We start from the raw sequence: 24,308 nt of genomic DNA, 5'->3' as shown, positions 1-24,308 counted from the left end.
CATTTTATATGTCAGAACGTAAACTTTTCACGTCTGAATCAGTATCTGAGGGGCATCCAGATAAAATTGCAGACCAAATTTCAGATGCCATTCTTGATGCGATTTTAGCAGAAGATCCAGATGCACACGTTGCAGCAGAAACAGCTGTCTACACTGGTTCTGTCCACGTTTTCGGTGAAGTTTCTACAACAGCTTATGTGGACATTAACCGTGTGGTTCGTGATACTATCGCTGAAATTGGTTATAACAATGCAGAATACGGCTTTGCAGCAGAATCTGTTGGGGTTCACCCATCATTGATCGAACAATCTCCAGATATTGCTCAAGGTGTCAATGAATCACTTGAAGTTCGTGGAACTGGTGACCAAGACCCACTTGATCTTATCGGAGCTGGTGACCAAGGTTTGATGTTTGGTTTTGCTATTGATGAAACTCCAGAGTTTATGCCACTTCCAGTTAGCCTTTCACATAAATTGGTTAAAAAATTGGCAGATTTGCGTAAATCTGGTGAGATTTCATACCTTCGTCCGGATGCTAAATCTCAGGTTACTGTTGAGTATGATGAGAATGACCAACCAGTACGTGTTGATACAGTCGTTATCTCAACGCAACACGATCCTGAAGCAACTAACGATCAAATTCGTCAAGACGTCATTGAAAAAGTCATTAAAGCAGTTATTCCAGCCGAATACTTGGATGACGAGACAAAATTCTTTATCAACCCAACAGGTCGTTTTGTTATTGGAGGACCTCAAGGGGACTCTGGTTTGACTGGTCGTAAGATTATTGTTGATACTTATGGTGGTTACTCAAGACACGGTGGTGGTGCCTTCTCAGGTAAGGATGCTACTAAGGTTGACCGTTCAGCTTCATATGCCGCTCGCTATATTGCTAAAAACATCGTAGCTGCTGGTCTTGCTAAGAAAGCAGAAGTACAATTGGCTTATGCTATTGGTGTTGCTAATCCTGTGTCTGTCCGTGTTGATACCTTCGGAACGGCGACAGTTGCTGAAAGCAAACTTGAAGCTGCTGTCCGTGATCTCTTTGACTTGCGTCCTGCAGGTATCATTCAAATGCTTGATCTTAAACGTCCTATCTACCGTCAAACAGCAGCCTATGGTCACATGGGACGTACTGACATCGATCTTCCATGGGAAAAATTGGATAAGGTAGATGCCCTCAAAGCAGCTGTAGGAGATTAAAAATATTTAATATAACTTTCAATTTAATAATATCAAAACAACAGAATTTAATTTTTTTGAATTCTGTTTTTTATTTTGAAAATGAATAATATGAATTTTCTGACTTCAGACACATGTAAACCCAAAGGATTGAGTAATTAAAGGGTAAAAACGACTAGCTAAAAATAAATTCTTTAGGTGAAAAACTTTGAAAGGAGTTGAAAAATAAGAAAAAATTGCTATAATAAGAGTGACGATGTAAATATGAAACTAGAGTCATTTTAGATTGATAGAGTAAGAAGAAATACCTTTAAATAAGGTCTAACAGGTGTTAGATAATCTAAAGTGATCTGGTTAGTTTGTGATTTCTTGGGGAAGCTAATCAACATAACAAGATATTTAATTAGTCAATTTAATCTATTCTTTAATAATATTAATTTTACTTAATGTTTATTTAGGATAATCTTGTTCTTTCTTATATTTTTTGAAATCTTTAAGAATCTTCAAAAGAGATTCTGATGAGAGTTAGGTTATCACTCATTGGGGAGGAAGACATAGCTTTCAAAGAGCTTTCTTAAGAAAGGCATTACATTGTGGTCTTGAGAGTATTGGGAAATACTTGAGACTAATGATTAGAATGGGTAGAGAGTGTAGTTAAGGGGACACTCTTAAAAGTGGGGAGAAGTTTATGAATATTTTGATACTTGGTAATACTGCTGGATTAACAAACGATTTCATTTTGAAAACGTTTCCTAATCAAGCGGTTTTTATTTTTGGTCATACAGGTGTAAAGAACTCTCGTAAGAATAAAATCACCGTTTATACCAAGCATTATGAGAACAACCAATTAGAAGACGTTTTTGATTTTCATGATTATGATCAAATCATCTATCTTTCGGAATATCTTAATTACGGACATGAAAGTTCAGGGGAGATTGAAAATCTCATCAGATTGTTAGAGTGTCTTAAAGATAGAAAAAACAAACGATTACTTTATATCACTGGTCCTATCCTTGAGGATGGGAAAAGAAGTTTACAGACGACAACAAAGGATACCTTATTATCCTGGACTCGAGAATTTGGGGTCAACCTTAAAGTTCTACATAGTCCCTTTCTTTATTCAGTTATTAATAAAGAAGATTATCTTTATAAACTGTTTGTGCGTTTAGATGACCATGAACAGGTGGAGTTAAAGGAGTCATCACAAAGTCAGGCGACTTTTATCAGTCTATCTGACTTGGGAGATTTGCTTCACAAATTATGTGAGCGATGGAATGACACCTACGAAAGTATTATTATTCCGGATCCTTTCCAACTGACTTTTGGGGAGCTCTTGCAAGCTTTGGATAAATATTTCCCTAATAAGCAGGTTCATTTCCTAGAGGAAAGAAGAATTAGGAAATATGATAATGATCCTGAAAAGCATCATGATTTGCGTGATAGGTTTGCTTGGTTTATGCGTTATGCCTTGGTGCGTGACTTGCCAGATATTTACGAAGACTATCAAAAACAGCGAAAAGGGTCTCTACGTGTTTCTAAGTTCCGCAATATCATAGATAATATCGTTAAGCAAAAGAGAAATAAGAAACTTGCTGCTGTTGTTGCGACCTTCTTAGTCTTTGAAGCTTTTCGATATATGACTCAAGGTCAGTTACAGTTCCAATTGATTGACCTACGTTTGCTTTTTGTTGTCTTGATTAGTACAGTTTTGGGCATGGGGTATGGCTTGTTCTCGGCAGTTCTTGCAATTATTGGTTTGACCATCAGTCAAATTATGTCTGGAACTAGCTGGCAACTGCTTCTATATAATACTGACCGTTGGGTTGCCTTTATTGCCTATATCTTTATCGCTGTGGTTTGTGGTTTTGTGGAAATGAAGAAGAAAGATGACAAGCTACAACTAGATAAACAGTTGGAAACAGTCAAGGAAGACTATCTTATCCTTAATCAATCCTACGATACATTACTCCATGAAAACAAAGACCTGAAAAATGCCTTGTTGGCAAGTCAAGATGGTCTTGGAAAAGCATATTCTTACTTTGTGACTTTAGATCATACTAGTGTTGAGAAGGTTCTTAGACAGACGCTTGATTTGGTTTCAGAAATTTTGAATGCTCCTGTTTCACTTTATGGAGGTGGTCCTTTCCAATACGAGCTTCTTTTGGGAGATAACGATAAGAAGCAAGTATCTTTGACAGATTTTAAAGAAATTGGAGGTGCCTTTGGTCATGGACGTGTCTGGGCTAATAAATCATTGCTTGAGAATCGTCCAGCGTATGCCATGGAAGTTAAGACCAAGGCAGAGGGTACTTTTATCATTTGGGTAGAGGCTGTTCCTTTTGAAGCTATGTCTACTAAAGTGTTAAACGAGCTTGAGGTTCTTTCAAAAATGAGTCGTTCTTTCATTGAAAAGGCAGAACTTCTTGAACAAGCTAGTCTTCAAGGGAGGGTTGCACAATGATTCCAGTCCTTATTACTAGTATCTTAACGGTTTGTTACTTCTTATCTATAGCACTTGTCTATAAGGCTATTGTCAGTGGCAAATCAGACTTAACAATTTTTTACTTGATTTTCCCGATTGCTTTACCTTTCTTTGGGGCAGGTCTAATTCATATGATTTCTAAACCAAATCCTGGTAGACATCGCCGTGGTCAAGAAGCAGTTGGTGGTAAAGTTAAAGATTTGACCATTGATTTTGGAAATATCGATGATTTTCAACGTCCGAAGGAATTGGTTGAAGAAGACATCGTACCTCTTGAAGAATCTCTCTATTTGAATAAGGCTAAGGAAGCTCGTCAACAATTGATGGGATTGGCTAATGATGATCCGTCTCATTTTATGGATTTGCTCTACTTGGCTCGTTTAAATGAGGATAGTGAAATCGTCCACTATGCGACAACCTTTATTTCTGAAATTTCAAGTCAATACGATGAGAAGTTGAGTGCCTTTGAGAAACGTTTTGAAAAGGGTGAAGAAGACCTTGACCTCTTAACCGAGTATTGTGACTTTATGGAAGACTACCTATCTAAGGAACTTCTAAGCAAACAAATGGAAGGTTTGCTTCGTAAGGAGTACGAGGAGCGTCTCTTGCAGAAACTTAGTCATGGAACGACTGCTACGGACTTAGTGAGAGTTATCCATAATGAACTAGCTCTTGGTTTTTATGACTTGGCCCAAAAGCATTTGACACAGCTTTCAATTAAATCACATGCGGATGATGTGTATTATTTGTATTTGGAATATTACTATCAAACCGGTCAGTTTGCTGAATTTAAGAACATGATTCGTGAGATGCAAGGCAAAAAGGTTGTTCTTTCTAAGGATAAGCAAGATCTCTTGAACTTCTGGCAAGGAAAAGAGGTGATGGCATGAAACTAGGTAAAAAAAATGTTATTCGCAAAGAAACTTTGCTAGGTGTTGGTCTTATTTTGTGTCTGGCCATTGGACTCTTTGTTCAAAAGAAAGGGGAATGGTACCCGACTCAAGGTAAGGAAGCCTATCTAACAGGAAAAGTACCATCTACGGCTTCAGTCGTCAAAAATTTAGATAAAGATACGCTAGTTCTTTATGATAGTGAAAATGAAACGAGTCAGAGGGCTTGGAAACAGTTCGAGCAAATTCTAAAAGATATGCGTATGGGAGCTAAGTTAGTCGATGTGGCTAAACACGAGTCCTATTCACTTTCAGACTATAAAAAAGTAGTCCTTCTTGTCACTGACCTTTCTCGAATGGAGGACCAGGTGCAGCCACTCATGGATTGGACTGAAAAAGGTGGTCAAACACTTTTTGCAGTAACCATGGGGAAAGAAAGTAATCTGGATGCCATTGATCATAATCTCGGCGTGAGTTATTCCAATTTTGAGATGGATGAGGTCAAGGAAATCTACGTGGATCCTGATTTCATGATTGGTGGGGGACGCAATTATAAAATTGAAGAACCTTTTGAGTCAGCCAGAAAAGTCTCTCTTGAAAGTGATGTTAAGGTGCATGCTAAAACAACAGATGATTCTCATACACCGTTGATTTGGGAAAAATCATACGGCAAAGGGAAGTTTGTCGTTGATAACCTTGGAATCTATGAGCGTAATATCCGTGGTATTTATGCCGCTTCTTATAGCCTTTTGACTGAAGCGACAGTTTATCCGGTAATCAATGGCTCTACCTATTATATAGATGATTTCCCATCACCTGTTCCAGCTGGAGACGGTCGTTTCGTTAAACGTGATTACGACATGTCTGTGTCTGAATTTTATACCAATGTTTGGTGGCCAGACCTTCTTAAATTGCACGAAAAGTATGGTATCGTTCATACAGGTGTGGTCATTGAAAACTATGAGGCCCAGACAGATGGTAAAATTGTTCAACAAAATGATTTAGATCGTTTCAAATATTTTGGAAATTCGCTTTTGGCTAATGGTGGTGAGCTTGGTTATCATGGTTATAATCACCAACCTTTGAGTCCTTCATCTGTTAATTATGGTGAAAAGTATGCGAGCTACAAGACTTGGAAGGATAAGGCTGCTATGAAGGCTGGTCTGTCTGAGTTGATTCGTTTTGTCAACCAACTCTTTCCTAAAGCACAAAAATCAGTCTACGTTCCACCATCAAATATTCTTTCGAAAGAAGGACGAGAGATAATTGTTAATGATTTCCCAGAAATCAAGGCTATCTCAAGTAACTATTTCCCAGGGGATTTCACTTATTCGCAAGAGTTTGAAGTGTCGCCTGATGGAATGATTGAAGAGCCACGTACTGTTTCTGGTGCGGTTTGGGATGATTTCTCACAGATGACGGTCTTTTCTGAAATGAATATGCACTATGTTAATAACCACTTCCTTCACCCTGATGATGTTCTTGATGTCGATCGTGGTGCAGAATTGGGTTGGGCAAAGATGTATAAGGCTTTGGACAAGGAAGTTAGTTGGGTCCACAATATGTCACCTTCGCTTAGAAATCTAACAGGTTCAGAATTAGCAGGTGCTGTTCAGCGTTACGGTATTTTGAAAGTTTCTCAAAAATATACCAAAGACGCCCTAAAAATTGATCTTGAGAATTTTCATGATCATGCTTACCTTATGGTTCGTTTAAATCAAAACGAGGTTAAGAAGGTAAAAAATGGTAAGGTTACGCATTTAACGGGTGACCTTTACCTATTGGAGGCTACGAATAAGTCAGTCACCATTACATTAAAATAAGGCAAAATAGGGGAAAATGCCGATGAAGATATGTTTAATTCTTGAAGGGTCCTATCCGTATGTTCACGGTGGTGTCTCTACTTGGATGCATCAATATATTACAGAAATGAAAGAGCATGAATTTGTTCTTTGGGTTGTGGGGGCAACGCATGAACAAAAGGGGGAGTTTGTTTATGAACTTCCTGAAAATGTCGTAGAAGTACACGAAGTCTTTTTGGACTATGTTGTGCCAGATAAAGAAGAAAACATAGAGCCATATCAGTTTACAGATGAGGAAAAACAAGCGCTTAAGGATATGGTTTTTTGCCAACAACCTGATTGGAAAGTCTTGTTTAAACTGTTACAAGATGGTAAGGTCGTTCCTAACGATCTCTTGAGTAGTGAGGCCTTTTTTCAGGTCTTAAAGGATCTTTGTAGCGAGCGCTACACACAGCTATCTTTTTCAGATGTTTTTCACACTATCCGTTCTATGCTGTTTCCACTTTTAAATATTTTATCCTGTCCACCTCCTGAAGCAGATGTTTACCACTCAATCTCTACAGGTTATGGTGGTATTCTTGCAACTTTGGGAAGTTTGACCTATGACAAACCTCTCTTCTTAACTGAACACGGGATTTATACACGTGAACGTGAGGAAGAATTGCTTCGTGCCAAGTGGGTTTTACCTACAATGCGCCAACAGTGGGTAAGATTCTTCTATATGTTGTCTGATGCGATTTATCAAAATGCTCAAAAAATTACCAGCCTCTTTACTAAGGCCAAGGAAATTCAGATCGAGATGGGTTGTGATCCAGAGAAATGTCAGGTTATTTCAAACGGGATTGACTATGATGCTTTTTCTCAAATTCCTTTGAAAGAACCAGATGGTTGGATTGATATCGGAGCCGTGGTTCGTTTGGCTCCAATTAAGGACATCAAAACCATGTTGTATTCTTTCTACGAACTAGCTCAGCAAGTACCAAACGTTCGTTTGCATATCATGGGTGGTATAGATGACCAAGAATATGCGGATGAGTGTTTTAGCTTGGCCGATAAGATGGACTTGGGAGATCGTCTCCTATTCACTGGTCGGGTTAATATTCGAGAATATATGAAGAAAATTGATTTTACGCTTTTGACCAGCCTTTCTGAAGGTTTGCCACTTTCTGTTTTGGAATCAATGGCGGCTAGCCGTCCGTGCGTGACGACAGATGTCGGATGTTGTCGAGAATTGCTAGAAGGTCGTGAGGATGACAATCTAGGGATTGCAGGATTTTGTGCGCCACCTACTTGTACAGGACCTCTTGCAGAAGCTATGAAGAAGATGGCGATTAATGATGCTAGACGTCTTGAAATGGGTGAAATTGCGCGTAAGCGTGTTGAGGCGATATATCAATATCCGCAAATGATCGGTCAGTACCGACGCTTATATGAGGAGGTGGCTGTTTAATGGCCGGTATTGGATTTGAATTACGTAAAATTTACAACGAGGATAGCCTTTTTTCAAAACAAAAGGCCTACGCTTATGCTGGAATTGTTTATACCGGTCCCATGCTTTTGGGGATTTTGCTTACAGTTGGTGTTGTTGTTCTGACAATGGTCGCGGGAATCAGTGAAAATGAGCGTGATTATATTCTTTCGAACTTAACCTACGCTATCATCTTTTCACTCGTGATTACCAGTCTCTTTTCTCTGGTGGTAACCCGCTTTGTTGCGGACATGCTCTACGAGAAGAAATTTGAGACTATTATCCCTTCATTTTATGCGTCGAGTGCCTTGATGCTTATAATTGGGACACCACTGTATGCGCTCTATCTAGCCTTGGCTAGCCGAAGCTTAGCAGAAGTAGCTATGGGTGTTTTGCTCTTTGGTGAGCTTTGTCTTGTTTGGAATGTGATTACCTATTTGACAGCGATTAAATCCTATAAAGAAATTATCAAAGGTTTCTTTTTAGCGATTGGTGTGACGATTGTCTCTGGGTTACTTAGTATTTTCCTACATCAAAAGTATGGTATATTCCTAAGTGTTTGTTTGGGATATGGTGGAATGATGTTTTGGATGGTTCGTCTGATCCATGATTATTTCCCATCTAATCTTAAAATGTCCTTTGAGTTTTTGAAATGGTTTGATCAATTTTCTGATCTTGCCAAGACTGGACTTTACATGTTGGTGGCCCTCTTTGCTCATATTGTTATTAACTGGTTTGGGCCAATTAGTAAGAGTTTTGATGGCTTCTTCCGTACAGCTCCAGTCTACGATGTGCCAGCCATGTTAGCCTACTTAACGACTTTAGTATCAACACTTAATTTCGTTATGTCTGTCGAGGTTTCCTTCTATCCGCATTTCCGACGTTATTTTAAGCTCTACAATGAAGAGGGAAGTCTTTCGGATATTCAGGAAGCTGAAACTCAAATGTTGGATGTCATGAGTAATGAGCTCAAATATGTTTTTTGGAAACAATTGCTAGCGACAATTTTCATCATGTTCTTCGGAAGCGTGGTTTTGACTTACTTACCAATTGGTTTTAACAATCAAATGCATGGTTACTTCTTAACGCTATGTCTAGCTTATGGTCTCTATGCTGTAGGTAATGTGAATATCTTGCTCTTGATGTATTTTGCAGATTATAAGGGTGCCAAGAAGCTTGCCAAACACTTTGCCATTCTGACAGTAGTTTTGAGTTTTGGTTCTCAGTTCTTGGACCCAGCCTTCCTAGGCTATGCCTTCCTGATTTCTTCTTTAGTTCTTTTCATCGAAAGTGGTCAGGAAATCGATAAATACACAAGTGATCTTCAGTATCATTTCTTAGGAAGCCAAACCATGGTATCTAAGAAAGACGTGGGCTATTTTGAAAAATGGACTGAGCGTTTAGAAAACATACAAAAGAGGTGGGGGAAATGAATAGGAAAAAGAGTTTAGCAGCGGTTTTGTTGCTCTGTACGGTATTTGGTTTTACAGCATGTGGAACCAAGGAACAGACAAAAAACGGTGTGACAACTAAAAAAGTAGATAAACAAGCGGCCACTGATATCTCTAATGTACACTTAAGAGACAAAAAGAGTCTCTATGATAAAGATCATACCAAGGTAACGACCATGTACCTGACTGTACGTCGAGGAGACGCTACAGAAAATCAAAATCACTCATGGTCTGAGGTCAACCAATATTCTGTTGAAGATTATCAGAAAATGCATGTTAAACGATACCAAGTAGCAGGTCTTCTTCAAGTTGGTAACGAGGATGGACCTGTGTCTGGTGAGTTGGGTTATGACCAGGACGTGCCAAACGCCAGTGTTCAGATTCGTGGGGAAAGTTCAAGTAAGAACGCCCAAAAGAACTACAAAATCAAGATTAAAAAGAACAAGGGCGAGTGGAACGGCCAACGTACCATTAACCTTAACAAACACCAGACTGAAGCCCTTCGCTTTAGAAATAAGTTGTCCTATGATCTAATGGAAGAGATTCCACAACTCATGGGTGCTAGAACGAGTTTTGTTCACCTCTACGTTAAAGATGAAACCTCTGACAATCCTTCAGGTAAGTTTGAAGACTATGGTCTCTACACGCAAGTCGAACAGATTAACAAAAACTATCTGAAAGATCATGGTCTGGATGAAAATGCCAACCTTTATAAACCAAACTTCTTCGAATTCTTCCGCTATGAAGATACGATTGTTAAAGAAGATGATCCTAAATTCGATAAGGATAAATTCGAGAAACTTTTGGAAATCAAAGGTAGCCATGATCACACCAAACTTATTGATTTTCTAACCAAGCTCAATGATCCATCGGTGAAGATTGAAACCATCATGGACAAGTATGTAGATCCTGAGAATATCCAATATTGGATGGCCTTCCAGATGTTGCTTGGTAATGATGATACACAGAGTCGTAACATGTATCTCTATAGCCCACAAAACTCAACCAAATGGTACATCATTCCTTGGGATAACGATAGTATTTTGATGAAGAATGAACGTCGTTTGGTAAGTAAGGACAGTGACCAAGCTAATAGCTGGGAAGTCGGTGTCAGCAACTATTGGGGGAACCAACTTTTCCAACGCTTGCTTAAATCAAAAGAGTTCCGCAAGGGACTAGATGAGAAGATGGATGAGCTACGTAAGACGATTACTGGTGATAAGATTACTTCTATGAGTAACGAATACGCAGCAGTCATTAGACCTTACCTAGCTAAGATGCCTGACCAAATGCATGCTAAGACAACTCCTGACAATTACGACAAGATTTTGGCAGATTTGCCAAATGAGTTGGAGAACAACTACAAGATTTATAAAACAAGTCTTGAAAAACCACAACCATTCTTTATCAATAAGCCGGAAGTGGCCAATAACAAATTGAAATTAAGTTGGGGTGCCTCTTACGATTTCAATAACAGCAAGTTGACTTACACTGTAGAATTAGCTAAAGACTATGAATTTAAAGACAAGGTCTTTGAAAAATCTGGTCTTAAAACTCTTAGTGCCGAAACAGATACCTTGCCTAAGGGACAATACTTCGTACGTGTGACTGCAACTAATGAGGCTGGACAATCACAACGTGCTTTTGACTACTATGTCAATAGTGATAACTCTAAACAATTTGGTATCATGAGCTTCTTTGTCCTCGAAGATGGAAAAATTGGGGTAGATGGTTATGAAGACTAAAGAGAAGCCCTTTCGCCATGAGTTGAAATACGTCATTGGTGAACCAGAAAAGGCCCTGTTGACTGAACGTTTCAAACATTTGATTCAGTTGGATAAGCATGCGACAAATGGTGGTTATACCATTCGAAGTCTTTACTTTGACGACTATTGGAATAGTGCCTATGCTGAAAAAGATGCAGGTATTCTGGTTCGTAAAAAATATCGGATTCGTATCTACAATTTCGGGACCAATAGTATCAAGCTAGAACGTAAGAAAAAGGTTGATACCTACATTCTGAAAGAGGATGCACCACTAACTGTCGAAGAATTTTATAAAATCATTGATGGGGATTATGACTTTCTCTTGAAAAGTCCCTATCCTCTCTGTCAGGAATTTTACTATGAATGTGTTAGTAACATGATGCGTCCACGGACCATCGTTGATTATGAACGAGAGCCGTGGGTTTATGACTTTGGAACAGTTCGCTTAACCTTTGACCAAAATGTCAGAGTAGCGGTTGGAAGTTTTGATATTTTTGATCCGGACTTACCAACAATTCCAGTCATTGATCCGGAAAAGATGGTTTTCGAAGTTAAATATACAGAGTATCTGCCAAAGATTGTCCAAAGTGTCTTGCCAGGGAAAGCAGACATGATGGCTGTCTCTAAGTACGTATTGGCTTATGAAAAATCTCAGTATCTAAATGGTTTTGAATACTGGGAAGATGGGAATATATAAATAGGAAAAGTGCTAAGTTTGGAAGAACTTAGTATAAGAAGGGGAATTTATGAGTGTTCAAGACTTTATAAAAAAATCTATTTTGCAGTCTGATAACTATGCGACGCAGTCACCGTTTCGTATTGTTATCGTCTTGCTACTTGCCTTGTTGATTGGAGCCTTTATCTATAAGGTTTACCAGCATTTCTTTACAGGCGTTATTTATTCACGCAGTTTTGCCATGACTTTGGTCGGTATGACCTTGCTTACGTCAATGGTAACACTGGCAATCAGTTCAAACATCGTTATCTCACTTGGTATGGTCGGTGCCCTCTCTATCGTCCGTTACCGTACCGCAGTTAAGGACCCTATGGATTTGCTCTACCTTTTCTGGGCAATTACCTCAGGGATTACGGTAGGGGCAGGTATGTATGTCCTAGCCGTTGTAACGTCTATCGTTATCCTACTGATGCTTATTGTCTTTAGCCGCTTGCAAGAGACTGGTAAGGTGTATATCGCTGTGGTTCACTTTGATGGTGAGCACACAGGTGACAAAGTTATTCAAGAACTTGGTCGCATCAAGCACTTTATCAAGTCTGAAACTATGCGAAAAGACAGTGTTGAGATGGCTATTGAAGTCTTTGTGAAAAATAACGACCTTACCTTCGTTGAAAACATTAAATCTATCGAAGGTGTCAAAGACCTTACGCTGATCCAATACAACGGCGAATACCATGGCTAGAAGACGTGAGAAGAAAAGTTGGAGTAGTCGAAAGAAGAAACTTTGGCTCGTCATCTGTCTAATCATCATTACGAGTGGTCTTTATGCCATTTTTGTGTATTTGAATACCAGAAACACAGGTACCAAGTTTGAATATACGCTTTCAGACAAGAGTTTTGGGAATCCGCTCATGGGTTATGTCCCTTCAGCTGAAGAAAAAACAGTTTCTGAAGACGTTCACCTTGTCTATGTTGATATTACATGGAAAGAATTGGAACCTAAAAAGGGCCACTATAACTGGGAAACAATTGAAGAAAGTAACCAGTTTAAACGATGGAAGAAAGAAGGCAAGCAGGTCGTCTTACGTTTCTTGCTAGATTACCCTGGCAAATCAAGTCATAAGGATATCCCTAACTGGTTGGGAAATGAAATTTCTGACCTTGGAGATGCTTATAGCACATCCTACGGTAAGGGATTTTCACCAAATTACCAAAATAAACTGCTTAGAAAATACTATAAAGATGCTGTTACTGCTATGGGACAGCGTTGGGGCAATGATGATTTTATCGCCTACATCGAGCTTGGTGGCCTAGGCCACTGGGGTGAGTGGCATGTTCACTCAGATGCGGGCATTCGCCAATTGCCACGAAAAGAAGTTCGTAAGGACTACATTGCTCCGTTTCAACCAGCCTTTCCTAAAGCAAAGATTCTTATGAGAAGACCTTTTGATACAGGTTTGGAAGGTGATTTTGGAATCTACAATGATGTCTTTGGAGACAAATCAGCTACTAAAACCTGGTTAAAATGGATCCAAAATGGTGGCGCATACGATCAAACCCAAGAGCAAGCTGCCTTGAAAGCCATGCCTAAGGCCTGGGAGAAAGCACCAATCGGTGGTGAATTAACAAGTTCGCAGTCTATGTCTACTTTGCTTGGTAATAACTTAGATGAGCTTACAGATGAAGCCAAAGCAGCTCATTTGACCTTCTTGGGTCCAAAGGTTGCTGAAGATATTGGTGACGGGCAAGCTGCTTATAAGGAGCTCTTGAAGAACATGGGCTACCGTCTCTGGGTATCAGGTTTGACAATTTCCAAAGGAGAGAGCAAGGTTGAAATTACCCTTAATTTGGAAAATTCTGGGGTTGCCCCTTTATATGGGGATTGGCCTGTGGTATTATACTTGTGTAATGCTAATGGTAAGGTTCTTCAAGCCCAACAACTTGATTGTCGTTTGTCAGAATTGCTTCCAGATCAAACAACTGAACTTAAGGCAAGTTTCGCCTATTCCAAAGATCAGAATTATCAGGTGAAACTAGGAATTCTATCTCCAATGACACAAGAGCCTTCGGTCCATTTTGCCATGAAAGGTTTTGAAGGAGAAGTCATGCCTAAATTAGCAACGATTCAAAAGGATCAAAAAGGCACTGACAAGTAAGAAAGGAAAAATAAATGTCTATTTTAATTACAGGAGGAGCTGGCTATATCGGTAGCCACACAACCGTTGAACTCCTTAATGCAGGTTTCGATGTAGTCTTAGTTGACGACTTTTCAAATAGTTCGCCAGCAGTTCTTGAACGTTTGGAAAAGATTACTGGTAAAAAATTTCCATTTTATCAAGGTTCCATTTTAGATACTGATTTTTTGGATAAGGTTTTTACAAATGAAGATATTGAGTTAGTTATTCACTTCGCAGCCTTCAAGGCAGTGGGAGAATCTGTCCAAAAACCTTTGAAATATTATAAAAACAATATCAGTGGTACCATTACTCTTCTTGAAAAAATGAAAGAATATGATGTTAAAAACATCGTCTTCAGTTCAAGTGCAACAGTTTACGGTACTAATAATCCTTCTCCAATGACGGAAGATATGCCAACATCAGCTATCAACCCATACGGTTATACTAAGTTGATGATGGAACAAATTCTTACAGACGTAGCTGCTTCAGATCCGTCATGGTCAGTCACAAATCTTCGTTATTTCAATCCTATCGGTGCTCATGAAAGTGGTTTGATTGGAGAATTGCCAAACGGTATTCCAAACAACCTTATGCCATATATTACACAAGTAGCTATCGGTAAACTTCCTGAGCTTAACGTCTTTGGGGATGACTATCCAACTCCAGATGGTACAGGTGTGCGTGACTACATTCACGTCCTTGACTTGGCCTCAGGTCACTTGGCTGCTGTCAAATATAATTTGAGTCATAAAGGTGCTGAGATTTTCAACTTGGGTACTGGACATGGTTATAGCGTATTGGATCTCGTTAAGACTTTCGAAGCTGAAAACAAGGTTGCTATTCCATACCGTATTCAAGGACGTCGTGCTGGTGATATTGCTACTTGCTATGCCTCTCCTGAAAAGGCCAAAGAAGTTCTTGGCTGGGAAGCTAAGAAGACCTTGAAAGAAATGGTTAGAGATTCTTGGCGTTGGCAAACGACTAACCCTAACGGTTATGAAGACTAAGTTGCATAACTCAATTATAAGTCCTTAGAGAGTGTAAGATAAGCACTAGATTATTTTAAAGTATCCCTAATCTAGTAGCTTCAAAAATAAAGGAAAGAGGAGTGAAAGCAGTCGCTAAATAATTACAGATTTAGAACTGTCTCACCCTCTTTTTATGTTTTAGCTTAGCTTTCTATGGTATAATGAAGTTATGACTATTATTAATCAATTCGTCACTTTGGCGAGTCACCTTGTATTTATAGGATTGAGCTACCATATGCTGATTAGCCTCTTTGATTGGGCAAAAGTCATCAAAAATCCGATTGAAAATACTGGTAAATTGAAACTCTTTTTGCTCTTTATCAGTATTGCCTTAGGCTATCTTATCAGTTCCTTTATTCTGTCGGTTTTAGCTTTTGGACAGAATATGGCTAGCTCGATTTCTTAAATTAGTGATTTTAAAAGACTTTTGATATAATACAAAAAGATGAAAATGACCCTTGAAAGGAATCCTTATGGATAAAATTATTGTGCAGGGTGGCAACACTCGATTAAGTGGTGAGGTTGTCATTGAAGGTGCTAAAAACGCTGTCCTCCCCTTGTTGGCAGCGACTATCTTGGCTTCGGAAGGTCAAACAACCTTAACTAATGTTCCAATCTTGTCAGATGTTTACACGATGAATAATGTTGTTCGTGGTTTAGATATTGCTGTAGACTTTGACGAGGAAAACAATACTGTTGTCGTTGATGCTAGTGGAGAAATTCTCGATCAGGCACCATATGAGTATGTGAGCAAGATGCGTGCGTCTATCGTAGTACTTGGACCAATTCTTGCCCGCAATGGCCATGCGAAGGTTTCAATGCCTGGAGGTTGTACGATTGGTAGCCGTCCGATTGACCTCCACCTCAAAGGTTTAGAAGCAATGGGTGCTAAAATTACCCAAGTTGGTGGTGACATCACTGCGACAGCAGAAAAACTAAAAGGTGCAACTATTTATATGGACTTTCCATCTGTCGGTGCCACTCAAAACCTTATGATGGCAGCCACTTTGGCTGATGGAGTTACAACCATTGAAAATGCTGCGCGTGAACCAGAAATCGTTGACTTGGCCCTTCTTCTTAACGAGATGGGAGCAGATGTCAAAGGTGCTGGAACTGAAACACTCGTGATTAAAGGTGTTAAAGCTCTCCATGGTACTAAACATGCGGTTGTTCAGGACCGTATTGAAGCAGGTACCTTTATGGTAGCAGCAGCCATGACTTCTGGTGATGTCCTTATCAAAGATGCTATTTGGGAACATAACCGTCCTTTGATTTCAAAATTATTGGAAATGGGTGTCTATGTTAAGGAAGAAGACGGCGGTATTCGTGTTAAATCTGATGTTTCACAATTGAAACCAGTAACCGTTAAAACTCTACCTCACCCAGGTTTTCCAACTGACATGCAAGCTCAATTTACAGCACTTATGGCAGTGGTAAACGGGGAATCAACCATGATTGAAACAGTCTTTGAGAATCGCTTCCAACACTTAGAAGAAATGCGTCGTATGGGACTTCATTCAGAAATCCTTCGTGATACGGCTATGATTCACGGTGGTTTGCCACTTCAAGGTGCTCAAGTTATGTCTACTGACCTTCGAGCTTCGGCAGCACTAATTCTTACAGGGATGGTGGCTGAAGGAACAACTACTGTTGGTAAGTTGACACACTTGGATCGTGGTTACTATCAATTCCATGAGAAACTAGCTAAACTAGGAGCAAATATTTCACGTGTAAGTGAGGCTTAGTATGGAAACTGGTAAAGGCTATGTTTTTCGTCAATTATTACTTGTTTTGAGTGTGTGTGTGATTGGCCTTGCTTTTCTAGCAATCGGATTGATGATTGGCTATGCTGTTTTAGGAGAGGGCAAGGATCCTATAAGCATCTTAAAACCAGAAACCTGGCAGGCAATTATTGCTAAATTTACAGGAAAATAAAAGGGAGTGGGAAGTAATCCCGCTCCTTTAGTCATGACATTCATATAAAAGAAAGAGAACAATGGCAAAAAGAAAGACATCTTTAACAAATAAACAGAAACGTCAGCTAGTCTCGTTACTAATAGCGGTCTTGATTGCAGTTTTAGGTTACATTGGGACGAGCAATAAGCTATCGCCTAATAATCCAATCAAGCAGGTAGCTAGTCTAGTCTCGGGAAAATCCAATAACTCCGTCAAATCAAACGGCTCAACAAGTGGGAAGTCTACGCCACAAGAGCAGCTCGCTGAGACGGTGATGACTAGCTCCGTCAAGAGTCAACTAGGAAACGCCATAGAATGGAATGGGGCTGGTGCCTATATTGTTAACGGTAATAAAACCAATCTTAATGCTAAGGTATCAAGCCAACCCTATGCTAATAACCAAGTCAAAACAGTTCAAGGACAAACGGTTCCTACAGTTGCGAATGCCTTATTAAGTAAAGCAACCAGACAATACAAAAATCGTCAAGAAACAGGGAACGGCTCAACCTCTTGGACACCTGCGGGATGGCATCAAGTTCACAATCTTTCAGGAGAGTATAGCCATGCCGTAGATAGAGGTCATTTGTTGGGCTATGCACTTGTAGGTGGTATCAAGGGATTTGATGCCTCGACTTCAAATCCAGAAAATATTGCGGTTCAAACTGCTTGGGCTAACCAAGCTAATAGCGAAAGTTCTACGGGACAAAACTATTATGAAAGCCTGGTACGAAAAGCTCAGGATAAAAACAAACGTGTACGTTATCGCGTTACCCTTATTTATGAAGGGGATAACCTCATTCCATCAGGATCACATCTTGAAGCCAAGTCAGCTGATGGCTCACTTGAGTTCAATGTCTTTGTTCCAAATGTACAAGAAGGGATTACCCTAGATTATTATTCAGGAAAAGTAACGGTGAATTGACGAAACAAACGACTCCAATCGGAGTCGTTTTTAGTATCCAGAAAATAAAAACCCACCCGCAGGTGAGTTTTTGTTTATTCACTAGCTTGCTCCCATTGTTTAGAGAGGTAGCGAGAGTAGCTAGAAATAGCAAAGTTAACCACGAAATAAGCTAAAGTCACAATACCGTATAAGGTAAAGATTTGACTAGGTTCGTAGTAACCACCCATCAAAATTTGACTCTTACCAAACAATTCTTGTAAGGCGATAACAGAGTAAAGGAAAGAAGTATCCTTGATAACTGTTACGAATTGAGAAATGATAGATGGCAACATCTTACGAATAGCTTGTGGGAAGATGATGTAAATAAAGATTTGTCTGTTGTTAAACCCTTGAGACAAGCCAGCTTCCGTTTGGCCATGGTCGATAGAGTTCAGTCCCCCACGAATGATTTCCGCCAAGGCCGCTGAAGTGAAGACCGTGAAAGAGGTAATTCCTGCCGCTGTAGACTTAAGCTGGAAGACCAAGAAGATAATGAAAATCCAAAGCAAGTTAGGAACGTTACGAACGAACTCAACGTAGATAGAAGCCATCCAACGAAGAATAGGATTCTTTCCGTTACGCATAACCGCCAGAATAGTTCCGAACAAGGTAGACAGCACAATGATGAAGAAAGACAAGTAAAGGGTCGTCCACATCCCTTGTGCCAAGAATTTAAGGTTAGTAGCTGATAAAACTTCTGACATAGTGGACCTCCTTAGTAAGCTTTCTTATTCTCTTCTTCTTTACGACGTGCCCAAGTAGCTAGAGGGAAACACATGATAAAGTAGAGGAAGGCAGCCCCAGCGAAGGCCGGCACATAGTTAGTGGTATCATAAGCCCAAGCCTTAGCCGTGAACATGATATCAGCCCCAGAAATAATGGCAACTGTAGAAGTATTCTTAATCAAGTTAACCACTTGGTTGGTCAATGGCGGCAAGATAGTACGGACGGCTTGAGGCAATATGATGATACGCATGGTATCAGCGTAGGTGAATCCTTGAGACAAAGCCGCTTCGGTTTGACCTTTAGGAACTGCCTCGATACCTGTACGAATAATTTCAGAGATATAGGCTCCTGTGTAGACCCCTACACAAAGGATAGCCGTCAATGAAATTGGGATCATGACATGACCATCAGTCAAGATTGAAATCCCATAGAAGACAACCACGAATTGGACAAGCAAGGGTGTGTTCTGGAAGATTTCGACATAAACACGTGAAATGCCACGAAGGATCTTGTTATGAGTCGAACTCATAGCTCCAAAGATGAGCCCAAGAAGAAGGGCAACAATCAAGGCACCAATTGAAATGCCAAGGGTGTAAAAGAAACCTTTGGCAAATTGCCCAAAGTTAGCGAAGAAAGCAGCCCAACGTTCAAGAGCGAAAGGACTAGCCGTTTCAGTTAAAAGATACATAAATTCAGGACTCCTTTCTATTTATCTTCAGCCTTAGCCGGTTTCAAGTGATACTTATCGTAGAGTTTTTGAAGGCTACCATCTTTTTGCCATTTAGCAATCAGATCGTTGGTATAATCAATCAACTCTTGGTTAGACTTGCTTGAGGCGATACCGTATTCTTGTGTTTTGAAACCTTCTTTTAAGGTTTTAGTTTTCTTACTTTCATATCCAGAGAGGATAGATTTATCAACTGAGAAAGCATCTACACGGTGAGCGTAAAGAGAAACAGCCAATTCTGGGAAAGATCCGAGTTGAACATAGTTGAACTTAAGGTTATTAGCTGAAGCGTACTCTTGTAACGCAGCCTTAGTTGACGCCCCTTGAGACACTCCAATAGTCTTACCATTCAAGTCTGAGATTTTGTTAATACCTGAATCCTTAAGAACCAAGAAACCGATTTGGTCATAGTAGTAAGGAGTTGAGATAGCGTAAGAAGCCTTACGTTCGTCATTAATAGTGTAGGTACCGATGAGTAAGTCGATAGTACCGTTATCCATAAGTGGTTCACGGGTTTGCGTCGTTACTGGGATATAATTCACTTTAACTTTTAACTCATCAGCAATTTTCTTAGCAATATCAACTTCCATACCTTCATAGGAATTAGTCTTAGCAGAATAGTAACCAAAGTTAGGAACGTCTTGCTTCACACCGACATTGAGTGTCCCTCGCTTAACAATCTTTTGGACTGCTTTACTATCAAGAAGCTTACTAGTGTCTTCCGCCTTAGTCTTGTGACTCGTGATAAGAAAAATAGTGAGAATTGCCAAGCTTGCAACAGTTAGGTAACGTAAGATTTTTTTGAAAATCATAGGCAACCTCCTTAGGCATCCACTTGGACATTATCAGAGTTGTGATCGATAATCTTAGAAAGGAATTGAACCGCACGAGGTTCAGTTGGATTGTCAAAGAAACCATCCACATCCGTAGTGTCTACAAGAACCTGACCTTCAGCCATGAAAATGATACGGTCAGCCACACTGCGGGCAAATCCCATTTCGTGGGTTACGACAACCATGTTCATGCCACCTTTGGCAAGCTTTTGCATAACTGCAAGCACGTCACCAATAGTCTCTGGGTCAAGAGCTGACGTTGGTTCGTCAAAGAGCAAGAGCTCAGGATTCATAGCAAGACCACGGGCGATAGCGATCCGTTGTTTTTGCCCACCAGAAAGCATACCAGGGTATGAATCCTTCTTGTCCCACATGTTAACGTAGCGAAGGAATTTTTCAGCAGTCTTTTCGGCGTCTGCCTTACTGATTCCAAGAACCTTGATAGGTGCCAAGGTTACATTTTCAAGAACAGTTTTGTGCGGGTAGAGGTTAAAGTGTTGGAATACCATCCCCGCTTCCTTACGCAATTCTACCAACTCTTTGGCAGAAGCTTCCGTCACATTATGTCCGTTAACGATAAGCGTACCGCTATCGATGGATTCCAAGGCGTTGATTGTACGGATGAGGGTGGATTTCCCAGACCCAGAAGGTCCCAAGAGAACCACAACTTGTCCTTTTTCAATTTCTAGATTGATATCACGAAGTGCATGATAGTCTCCGTAATATTTATTAACATTTTTAAATTCAATAAGTGCCATAAGAGCCTCCTATAATGGATTTACTTGTTAGCTTTTCTAACATATATTGAATTTTAGCATAAGTAAAGTCGAAAGTCAAAAAATTCCGAATATTCTTTCAAAACGTTCGGTTTTTACTAAATAATTAATCATTTTTTGATATAAATATGAGAAAAACAAAAACCCACCTTAAGGTGAGTTTTTTCATTTTATTCACTAGCTTGCTCCCATTGTTTAGAGAGGTAGCGAGAGTAGCTAGAAATAGCAAAGTTAACCACGAAATAAGCTAAAGTCACAATACCGTATAAGGTAAAGATTTGACTAGGTTCGTAGTAACCACCCATCAAAATTTGACTCTTACCAAACAATTCTTGTAAGGCGATAACAGAGTAAAGGAAAGAAGTATCCTTGATAACTGTTACGAATTGAGAAATGATAGATGGCAACATCTTACGAATAGCTTGTGGGAAGATGATGTAAATAAAGATTTGTCTGTTGTTAAACCCTTGAGACAAGCCAGCTTCCGTTTGGCCATGGTCGATAGAGTTCAGTCCCCCACGAATGATTTCCGCCAAGGCCGCTGAAGTGAAGACCGTGAAAGAGGTAATTCCTGCCGCTGTAGACTTAAGCTGGAAGACCAAGAAGATAATGAAAATCCAAAGCAAGTTAGGAACGTTACGAACGAACTCAACGTAGATAGAAGCCATCCAACGAAGAATAGGATTCTTTCCGTTACGCATAACCGCCAGAATAGTTCCGAACAAGGTAGACAGCACAATGATGAAGAAAGACAAGTAAAGGGTCGTCCACATCCCTTGTGCCAAGAATTTAAGGTTAGTAGCTGATAAAACTTCTGACATAGTGGACCTCCTTAGTAAGCTTTCTTATTCTCTTCTTCTTTACGACGTGCCCAAGTAGCTAGAGGGAAACACATGATAAAGTAGAGGAAGGCAGCCCCAGCGAAGGCCGGCACATAGTTAGTGGTATCATAAGCCCAAGCCTTAGCCGTGAACATGATATCAGCCCCAGAAATAATGGCAACTGTAGAAGTATTCTTAATCAAGTTAACCACTTGGTTGGTCAATGGCGGCAAGATAGTACGGACGGCTTGAGGCAATATGATGATACGCATGGTATCAGCGTAGGTGAATCCTTGAGACAAAGCCGCTTCGGTTTGACCTTTAGGAACTGCCTCGATACCTGTACGAATAATTTCAGAGATATAGGCTCCTGTGTAGACCCCTACACAAAGGATAGCCGTCAATGAAATTGGGATCATGACATGACCATCAGTCAAGATTGAAATCCCATAGAAGACAACCACGAATTGGACAAGCAAGGGTGTGTTCTGGAAGATTTCGACATAAACACGTGAAATGCCACGAAGGATCTTGTTATGAGTCGAACTCATAGCTCCAAAGATGAGCCCAAGAAGAAGGGCAACAATCAAGGCACCAATTGAAATGCCAAGGGTGTAAAAGAAACCTTTGGCAAATTGCCCAAAGTTAGCGAAGAAAGCAGCCCAACGTTCAAGAGCGAAAGGACTAGCCGTTTCAGTTAAAAGATACATAAATTCAGGACTCCTTTCTATTTATCTTCAGCCTTAGCCGGTTTCAAGTGATACTTATCGTAGAGTTTTTGAAGGCTACCATCTTTTTGCCATTTAGCAATCAGATCGTTGGTATAATCAATCAACTCTTGGTTAGACTTGCTTGAGGCGATACCGTATTCTTGTGTTTTGAAACCTTCATCAAGGATCTTGGTTTTATCACTTTCGTAACCTGACAAGATTGATTTATCACCAGCAAAGGCGTCAATACGGTAAGCATAGAGTGATACGGCTAACTCAGGATAAGATCCAAGTTGAACGTAGTCAAACTTAAGGTTATTAGCTGAGGCATACTCTTCAACAGCAGCTTTGGCAGATGACCCTTGAGACACTCCAATAGTTTTACCGTTTAGGTCAGAAAGTTTCTTATAGCCAGATTTGGTTTGAACGAGGAAACCGATTTGGTCGTAGTAGTAAGGAGTTGACATGGCATATGAAGCCTTACGCTCATCTGTAATGGTATAAGTAGCGATAAGCATGTCAATAGTCCCGTTGTCCATAAGGGCTTCACGAGTTTGTGGAGTAACCGCTATAAAATTCACCTTAACCTTAAGTTCTTTGGCAATTTTCTTAGCGAGGTCAATTTCCATCCCTTGATAGGTATTAGTTTTGGCTGAGTAGTATCCAAAGTTTGGGACATCCTGTTTGACACCAACGTTTAGAGTCCCTTTTTTGACAATTTTTTGAATTGCAGCACTATTGAGTAGTTTACTGCTTTCATCTGCCTGACTACTTTTAGTGTTCCAGAGGAGAACTGCTAGAAAAGCTATAACAGAGATAGCTAAAATGCGACTAAGTTTCTTGATTAACATAAGTCCTCCTTAGGCATCCACTTGGACACGATCAGAGTTGTGGTCGATAATCTTAGAAAGGAATTGAACCGCACGAGGTTCAGTTGGATTGTCAAAGAAACCATCTACATCCGTAGTGTCTACAAGAACTTGACCTTCAGCCATGAAAATGATACGGTCAGCCACACTGCGCGCGAAGCCCATTTCGTGGGTTACGACAACCATGTTCATGCCACCTTTGGCAAGGTTTTGCATAACCGCAAGCACGTCACCGATAGTCTCTGGGTCAAGAGCTGACGTTGGTTCGTCAAAGAGCAAGAGCTCAGGATTCATGGCAAGACCACGGGCAATAGCGATACGTTGTTTTTGCCCACCAGAAAGCATACCAGGGTATGAATCTTTCTTGTCCCACATGTTAACGTAGTGAAGGAATTTTTCAGCAGTCTTTTCAGCGTCTGCCTTACTGATTCCAAGAACCTTGATAGGTGCCAAGGTTACATTTTCAAGAACGGTTTTGTGCGGGTAGAGGTTAAAGTGTTGGAAAACCATCCCCGCTTCTTTACGCAATTCTACCAAGTCTTTGGCAGAAGCTTCCGTCACATTATGTCCGTTAACGATAAGCGTACCGTTATCAATGGATTCCAAGGCGTTGATTGTACGGATGAGAGTGGATTTCCCAGAACCAGAAGGTCCCAAGAGAACCACAACTTGTCCTTTTTCAATTTCTAGATTTATATCACGAAGTGCATGATAATCTCCGTAATATTTATTGACATTTTTAAATTCAATAAGTGCCATAAGAGCCTCCTAAAATTTTACATTAATATATGTAACAACAAGAGTGTATTTTACTATAGATATAGGAAAACGTCAAAAATGTTTGAAAATTCAATCATAAGGTTCGTCTTTTAACCAATTACACATAGCAAAGGTATCTCAAAAAACAAGGAAAGCTTGTATCTTAGCTTAATATCTATAGTAGAAACTTGGTCCTTAACCTATTTTTTGGTATAATATGTTTGATACGTAAAGTTTTCTACTTTACAAAATTGAATGACTTAAGAA

Annotated in this window: 23 protein-coding genes; 15 read left to right on the top strand and 8 right to left on the bottom strand. The window is 39.9% G+C overall.

The genetic code is table 11. The features are described from left to right. Positions 1-8: 8 nt before the first annotated feature. The 15 genes from metK to H7T99_RS00600 all read left to right on the top strand — a co-directional run bounded on the left by metK (position 9) and on the right by H7T99_RS00600 (position 17,799). Positions 9-1,202 (top strand): methionine adenosyltransferase, encoded by a 1,194-nt coding sequence (gene metK / locus H7T99_RS00670; protein WP_037601155.1) that lies wholly within the window; start codon positions 9-11, stop codon positions 1,200-1,202. 667 nt (positions 1,203-1,869) lie between these two features. Continuing rightward, positions 1,870-3,642, top strand: a complete 1,773-nt coding sequence (locus H7T99_RS00665) for a DUF4118 domain-containing protein (RefSeq protein WP_037601157.1) — start codon at positions 1,870-1,872, stop codon at positions 3,640-3,642. Further along, the gene (locus tag H7T99_RS00660) at positions 3,639-4,553 is read left to right on the top strand and encodes a hypothetical protein (RefSeq protein WP_037601159.1); all 915 of its coding nucleotides are present in this window, start codon (positions 3,639-3,641) and stop codon (positions 4,551-4,553) included. The genes H7T99_RS00665 and H7T99_RS00660 overlap by 4 nt, the downstream gene beginning before the upstream one ends. Next, the gene (locus H7T99_RS00655; RefSeq protein ID WP_195519894.1) at positions 4,550-6,376 is read left to right on the top strand and encodes a DUF2194 domain-containing protein; all 1,827 of its coding nucleotides are present in this window, start codon (positions 4,550-4,552) and stop codon (positions 6,374-6,376) included. Before H7T99_RS00660 ends, H7T99_RS00655 begins: the two co-directional genes overlap by 4 nt. A gap of 22 nt (positions 6,377-6,398) precedes the next feature. Further along, the gene (pelF, locus tag H7T99_RS00650; RefSeq protein ID WP_037601161.1) at positions 6,399-7,805 is read left to right on the top strand and encodes a GT4 family glycosyltransferase PelF; all 1,407 of its coding nucleotides are present in this window, start codon (positions 6,399-6,401) and stop codon (positions 7,803-7,805) included. Next, the gene (gene pelG / locus H7T99_RS00645; protein WP_037601163.1) at positions 7,805-9,256 is read left to right on the top strand and encodes an exopolysaccharide Pel transporter PelG; all 1,452 of its coding nucleotides are present in this window, start codon (positions 7,805-7,807) and stop codon (positions 9,254-9,256) included. Before pelF ends, pelG begins: the two co-directional genes overlap by 1 nt. Then, positions 9,253-11,019, top strand: coding sequence for a CotH kinase family protein (locus tag H7T99_RS00640; protein ID WP_037601164.1), 1,767 nt, complete (start codon positions 9,253-9,255; stop codon positions 11,017-11,019). The genes pelG and H7T99_RS00640 overlap by 4 nt, the downstream gene beginning before the upstream one ends. Next, positions 11,009-11,737, top strand: coding sequence for a polyphosphate polymerase domain-containing protein (locus H7T99_RS00635; protein ID WP_002883511.1), 729 nt, complete (start codon positions 11,009-11,011; stop codon positions 11,735-11,737). Before H7T99_RS00640 ends, H7T99_RS00635 begins: the two co-directional genes overlap by 11 nt. 49 nt (positions 11,738-11,786) lie before the next feature. Then, positions 11,787-12,458 (top strand): DUF4956 domain-containing protein, encoded by a 672-nt coding sequence (locus H7T99_RS00630; protein ID WP_002890827.1) that lies wholly within the window; start codon positions 11,787-11,789, stop codon positions 12,456-12,458. Continuing rightward, positions 12,451-13,872, top strand: coding sequence for a DUF4832 domain-containing protein (locus tag H7T99_RS00625; RefSeq protein WP_037601166.1), 1,422 nt, complete (start codon positions 12,451-12,453; stop codon positions 13,870-13,872). The genes H7T99_RS00630 and H7T99_RS00625 overlap by 8 nt, the downstream gene beginning before the upstream one ends. A gap of 14 nt (positions 13,873-13,886) precedes the next feature. Beyond that, on the top strand, positions 13,887-14,900 hold the full coding sequence (galE, locus tag H7T99_RS00620; RefSeq protein ID WP_021144269.1) for a UDP-glucose 4-epimerase GalE: 1,014 nt from the start codon (positions 13,887-13,889) through the stop codon (positions 14,898-14,900). Between the two features lie 190 nt (positions 14,901-15,090). Beyond that, positions 15,091-15,327, top strand: coding sequence for a DUF1146 family protein (locus H7T99_RS00615; RefSeq protein WP_037601168.1), 237 nt, complete (start codon positions 15,091-15,093; stop codon positions 15,325-15,327). Positions 15,328-15,394: 67 nt separating this feature from the next. Further along, entirely contained in the window at positions 15,395-16,666 is a 1,272-nt protein-coding gene (gene murA / locus H7T99_RS00610; RefSeq protein ID WP_004182615.1) for a UDP-N-acetylglucosamine 1-carboxyvinyltransferase, read from the top strand. A 1-nt stretch (position 16,667) separates the two neighbouring features. Beyond that, positions 16,668-16,856, top strand: coding sequence for a DNA-directed RNA polymerase subunit beta (locus H7T99_RS00605; protein ID WP_037601170.1), 189 nt, complete (start codon positions 16,668-16,670; stop codon positions 16,854-16,856). A gap of 61 nt (positions 16,857-16,917) precedes the next feature. Continuing rightward, entirely contained in the window at positions 16,918-17,799 is an 882-nt protein-coding gene (locus H7T99_RS00600; RefSeq protein ID WP_037601172.1) for a DNA/RNA non-specific endonuclease, read from the top strand. Between the two features lie 74 nt (positions 17,800-17,873). On the opposite strand, the gene H7T99_RS00595 is transcribed toward H7T99_RS00600, so the two are convergent. From H7T99_RS00595 to H7T99_RS00560, 8 genes are all read right to left on the bottom strand, one after another. Continuing rightward, positions 17,874-18,524 carry an amino acid ABC transporter permease gene (locus H7T99_RS00595; protein WP_201035876.1) on the bottom strand — a complete coding sequence of 217 codons (651 nt, stop codon included), beginning with the start codon at positions 18,522-18,524 and terminating at the stop codon, positions 17,874-17,876. Positions 18,525-18,535: 11 nt separating this feature from the next. Further along, entirely contained in the window at positions 18,536-19,234 is a 699-nt protein-coding gene (locus tag H7T99_RS00590) for an amino acid ABC transporter permease (RefSeq protein ID WP_195519892.1), read from the bottom strand. Between the two features lie 17 nt (positions 19,235-19,251). Beyond that, the gene (locus H7T99_RS00585; protein WP_195519893.1) at positions 19,252-20,085 is read right to left on the bottom strand and encodes a transporter substrate-binding domain-containing protein; all 834 of its coding nucleotides are present in this window, start codon (positions 20,083-20,085) and stop codon (positions 19,252-19,254) included. A gap of 11 nt (positions 20,086-20,096) precedes the next feature. Beyond that, complete coding sequence (locus H7T99_RS00580; protein WP_037604317.1) at positions 20,097-20,864, bottom strand: amino acid ABC transporter ATP-binding protein; 768 nt, start codon at positions 20,862-20,864, stop codon at positions 20,097-20,099. A gap of 188 nt (positions 20,865-21,052) precedes the next feature. After that, positions 21,053-21,703, bottom strand: a complete 651-nt coding sequence (locus H7T99_RS00575; protein ID WP_201035876.1) for an amino acid ABC transporter permease — start codon at positions 21,701-21,703, stop codon at positions 21,053-21,055. An 11-nt stretch (positions 21,704-21,714) separates the two neighbouring features. Further along, positions 21,715-22,413, bottom strand: coding sequence for an amino acid ABC transporter permease (locus H7T99_RS00570; RefSeq protein ID WP_195519892.1), 699 nt, complete (start codon positions 22,411-22,413; stop codon positions 21,715-21,717). 17 nt (positions 22,414-22,430) lie between these two features. Next, a complete protein-coding gene (locus H7T99_RS00565; protein ID WP_195519891.1) occupies positions 22,431-23,264 on the bottom strand; it encodes a transporter substrate-binding domain-containing protein in 834 nt (277 codons plus the stop codon). 9 nt (positions 23,265-23,273) lie between these two features. Beyond that, positions 23,274-24,041: an amino acid ABC transporter ATP-binding protein gene (locus tag H7T99_RS00560; protein ID WP_037600494.1), complete on the bottom strand. Its 768-nt coding sequence runs from the start codon at positions 24,039-24,041 to the stop codon at positions 23,274-23,276. Positions 24,042-24,308: the final 267 nt, after the last annotated feature.

The organism is Streptococcus sp. 17.1 (assembly GCF_016648655.1).
In the GTDB taxonomy this organism is placed as follows: domain Bacteria; phylum Bacillota; class Bacilli; order Lactobacillales; family Streptococcaceae; genus Streptococcus; species Streptococcus salivarius_E.
Note: the sequence above shows the minus strand (reverse complement) of the source record. Positions and strands in the feature narration are given on the sequence as shown.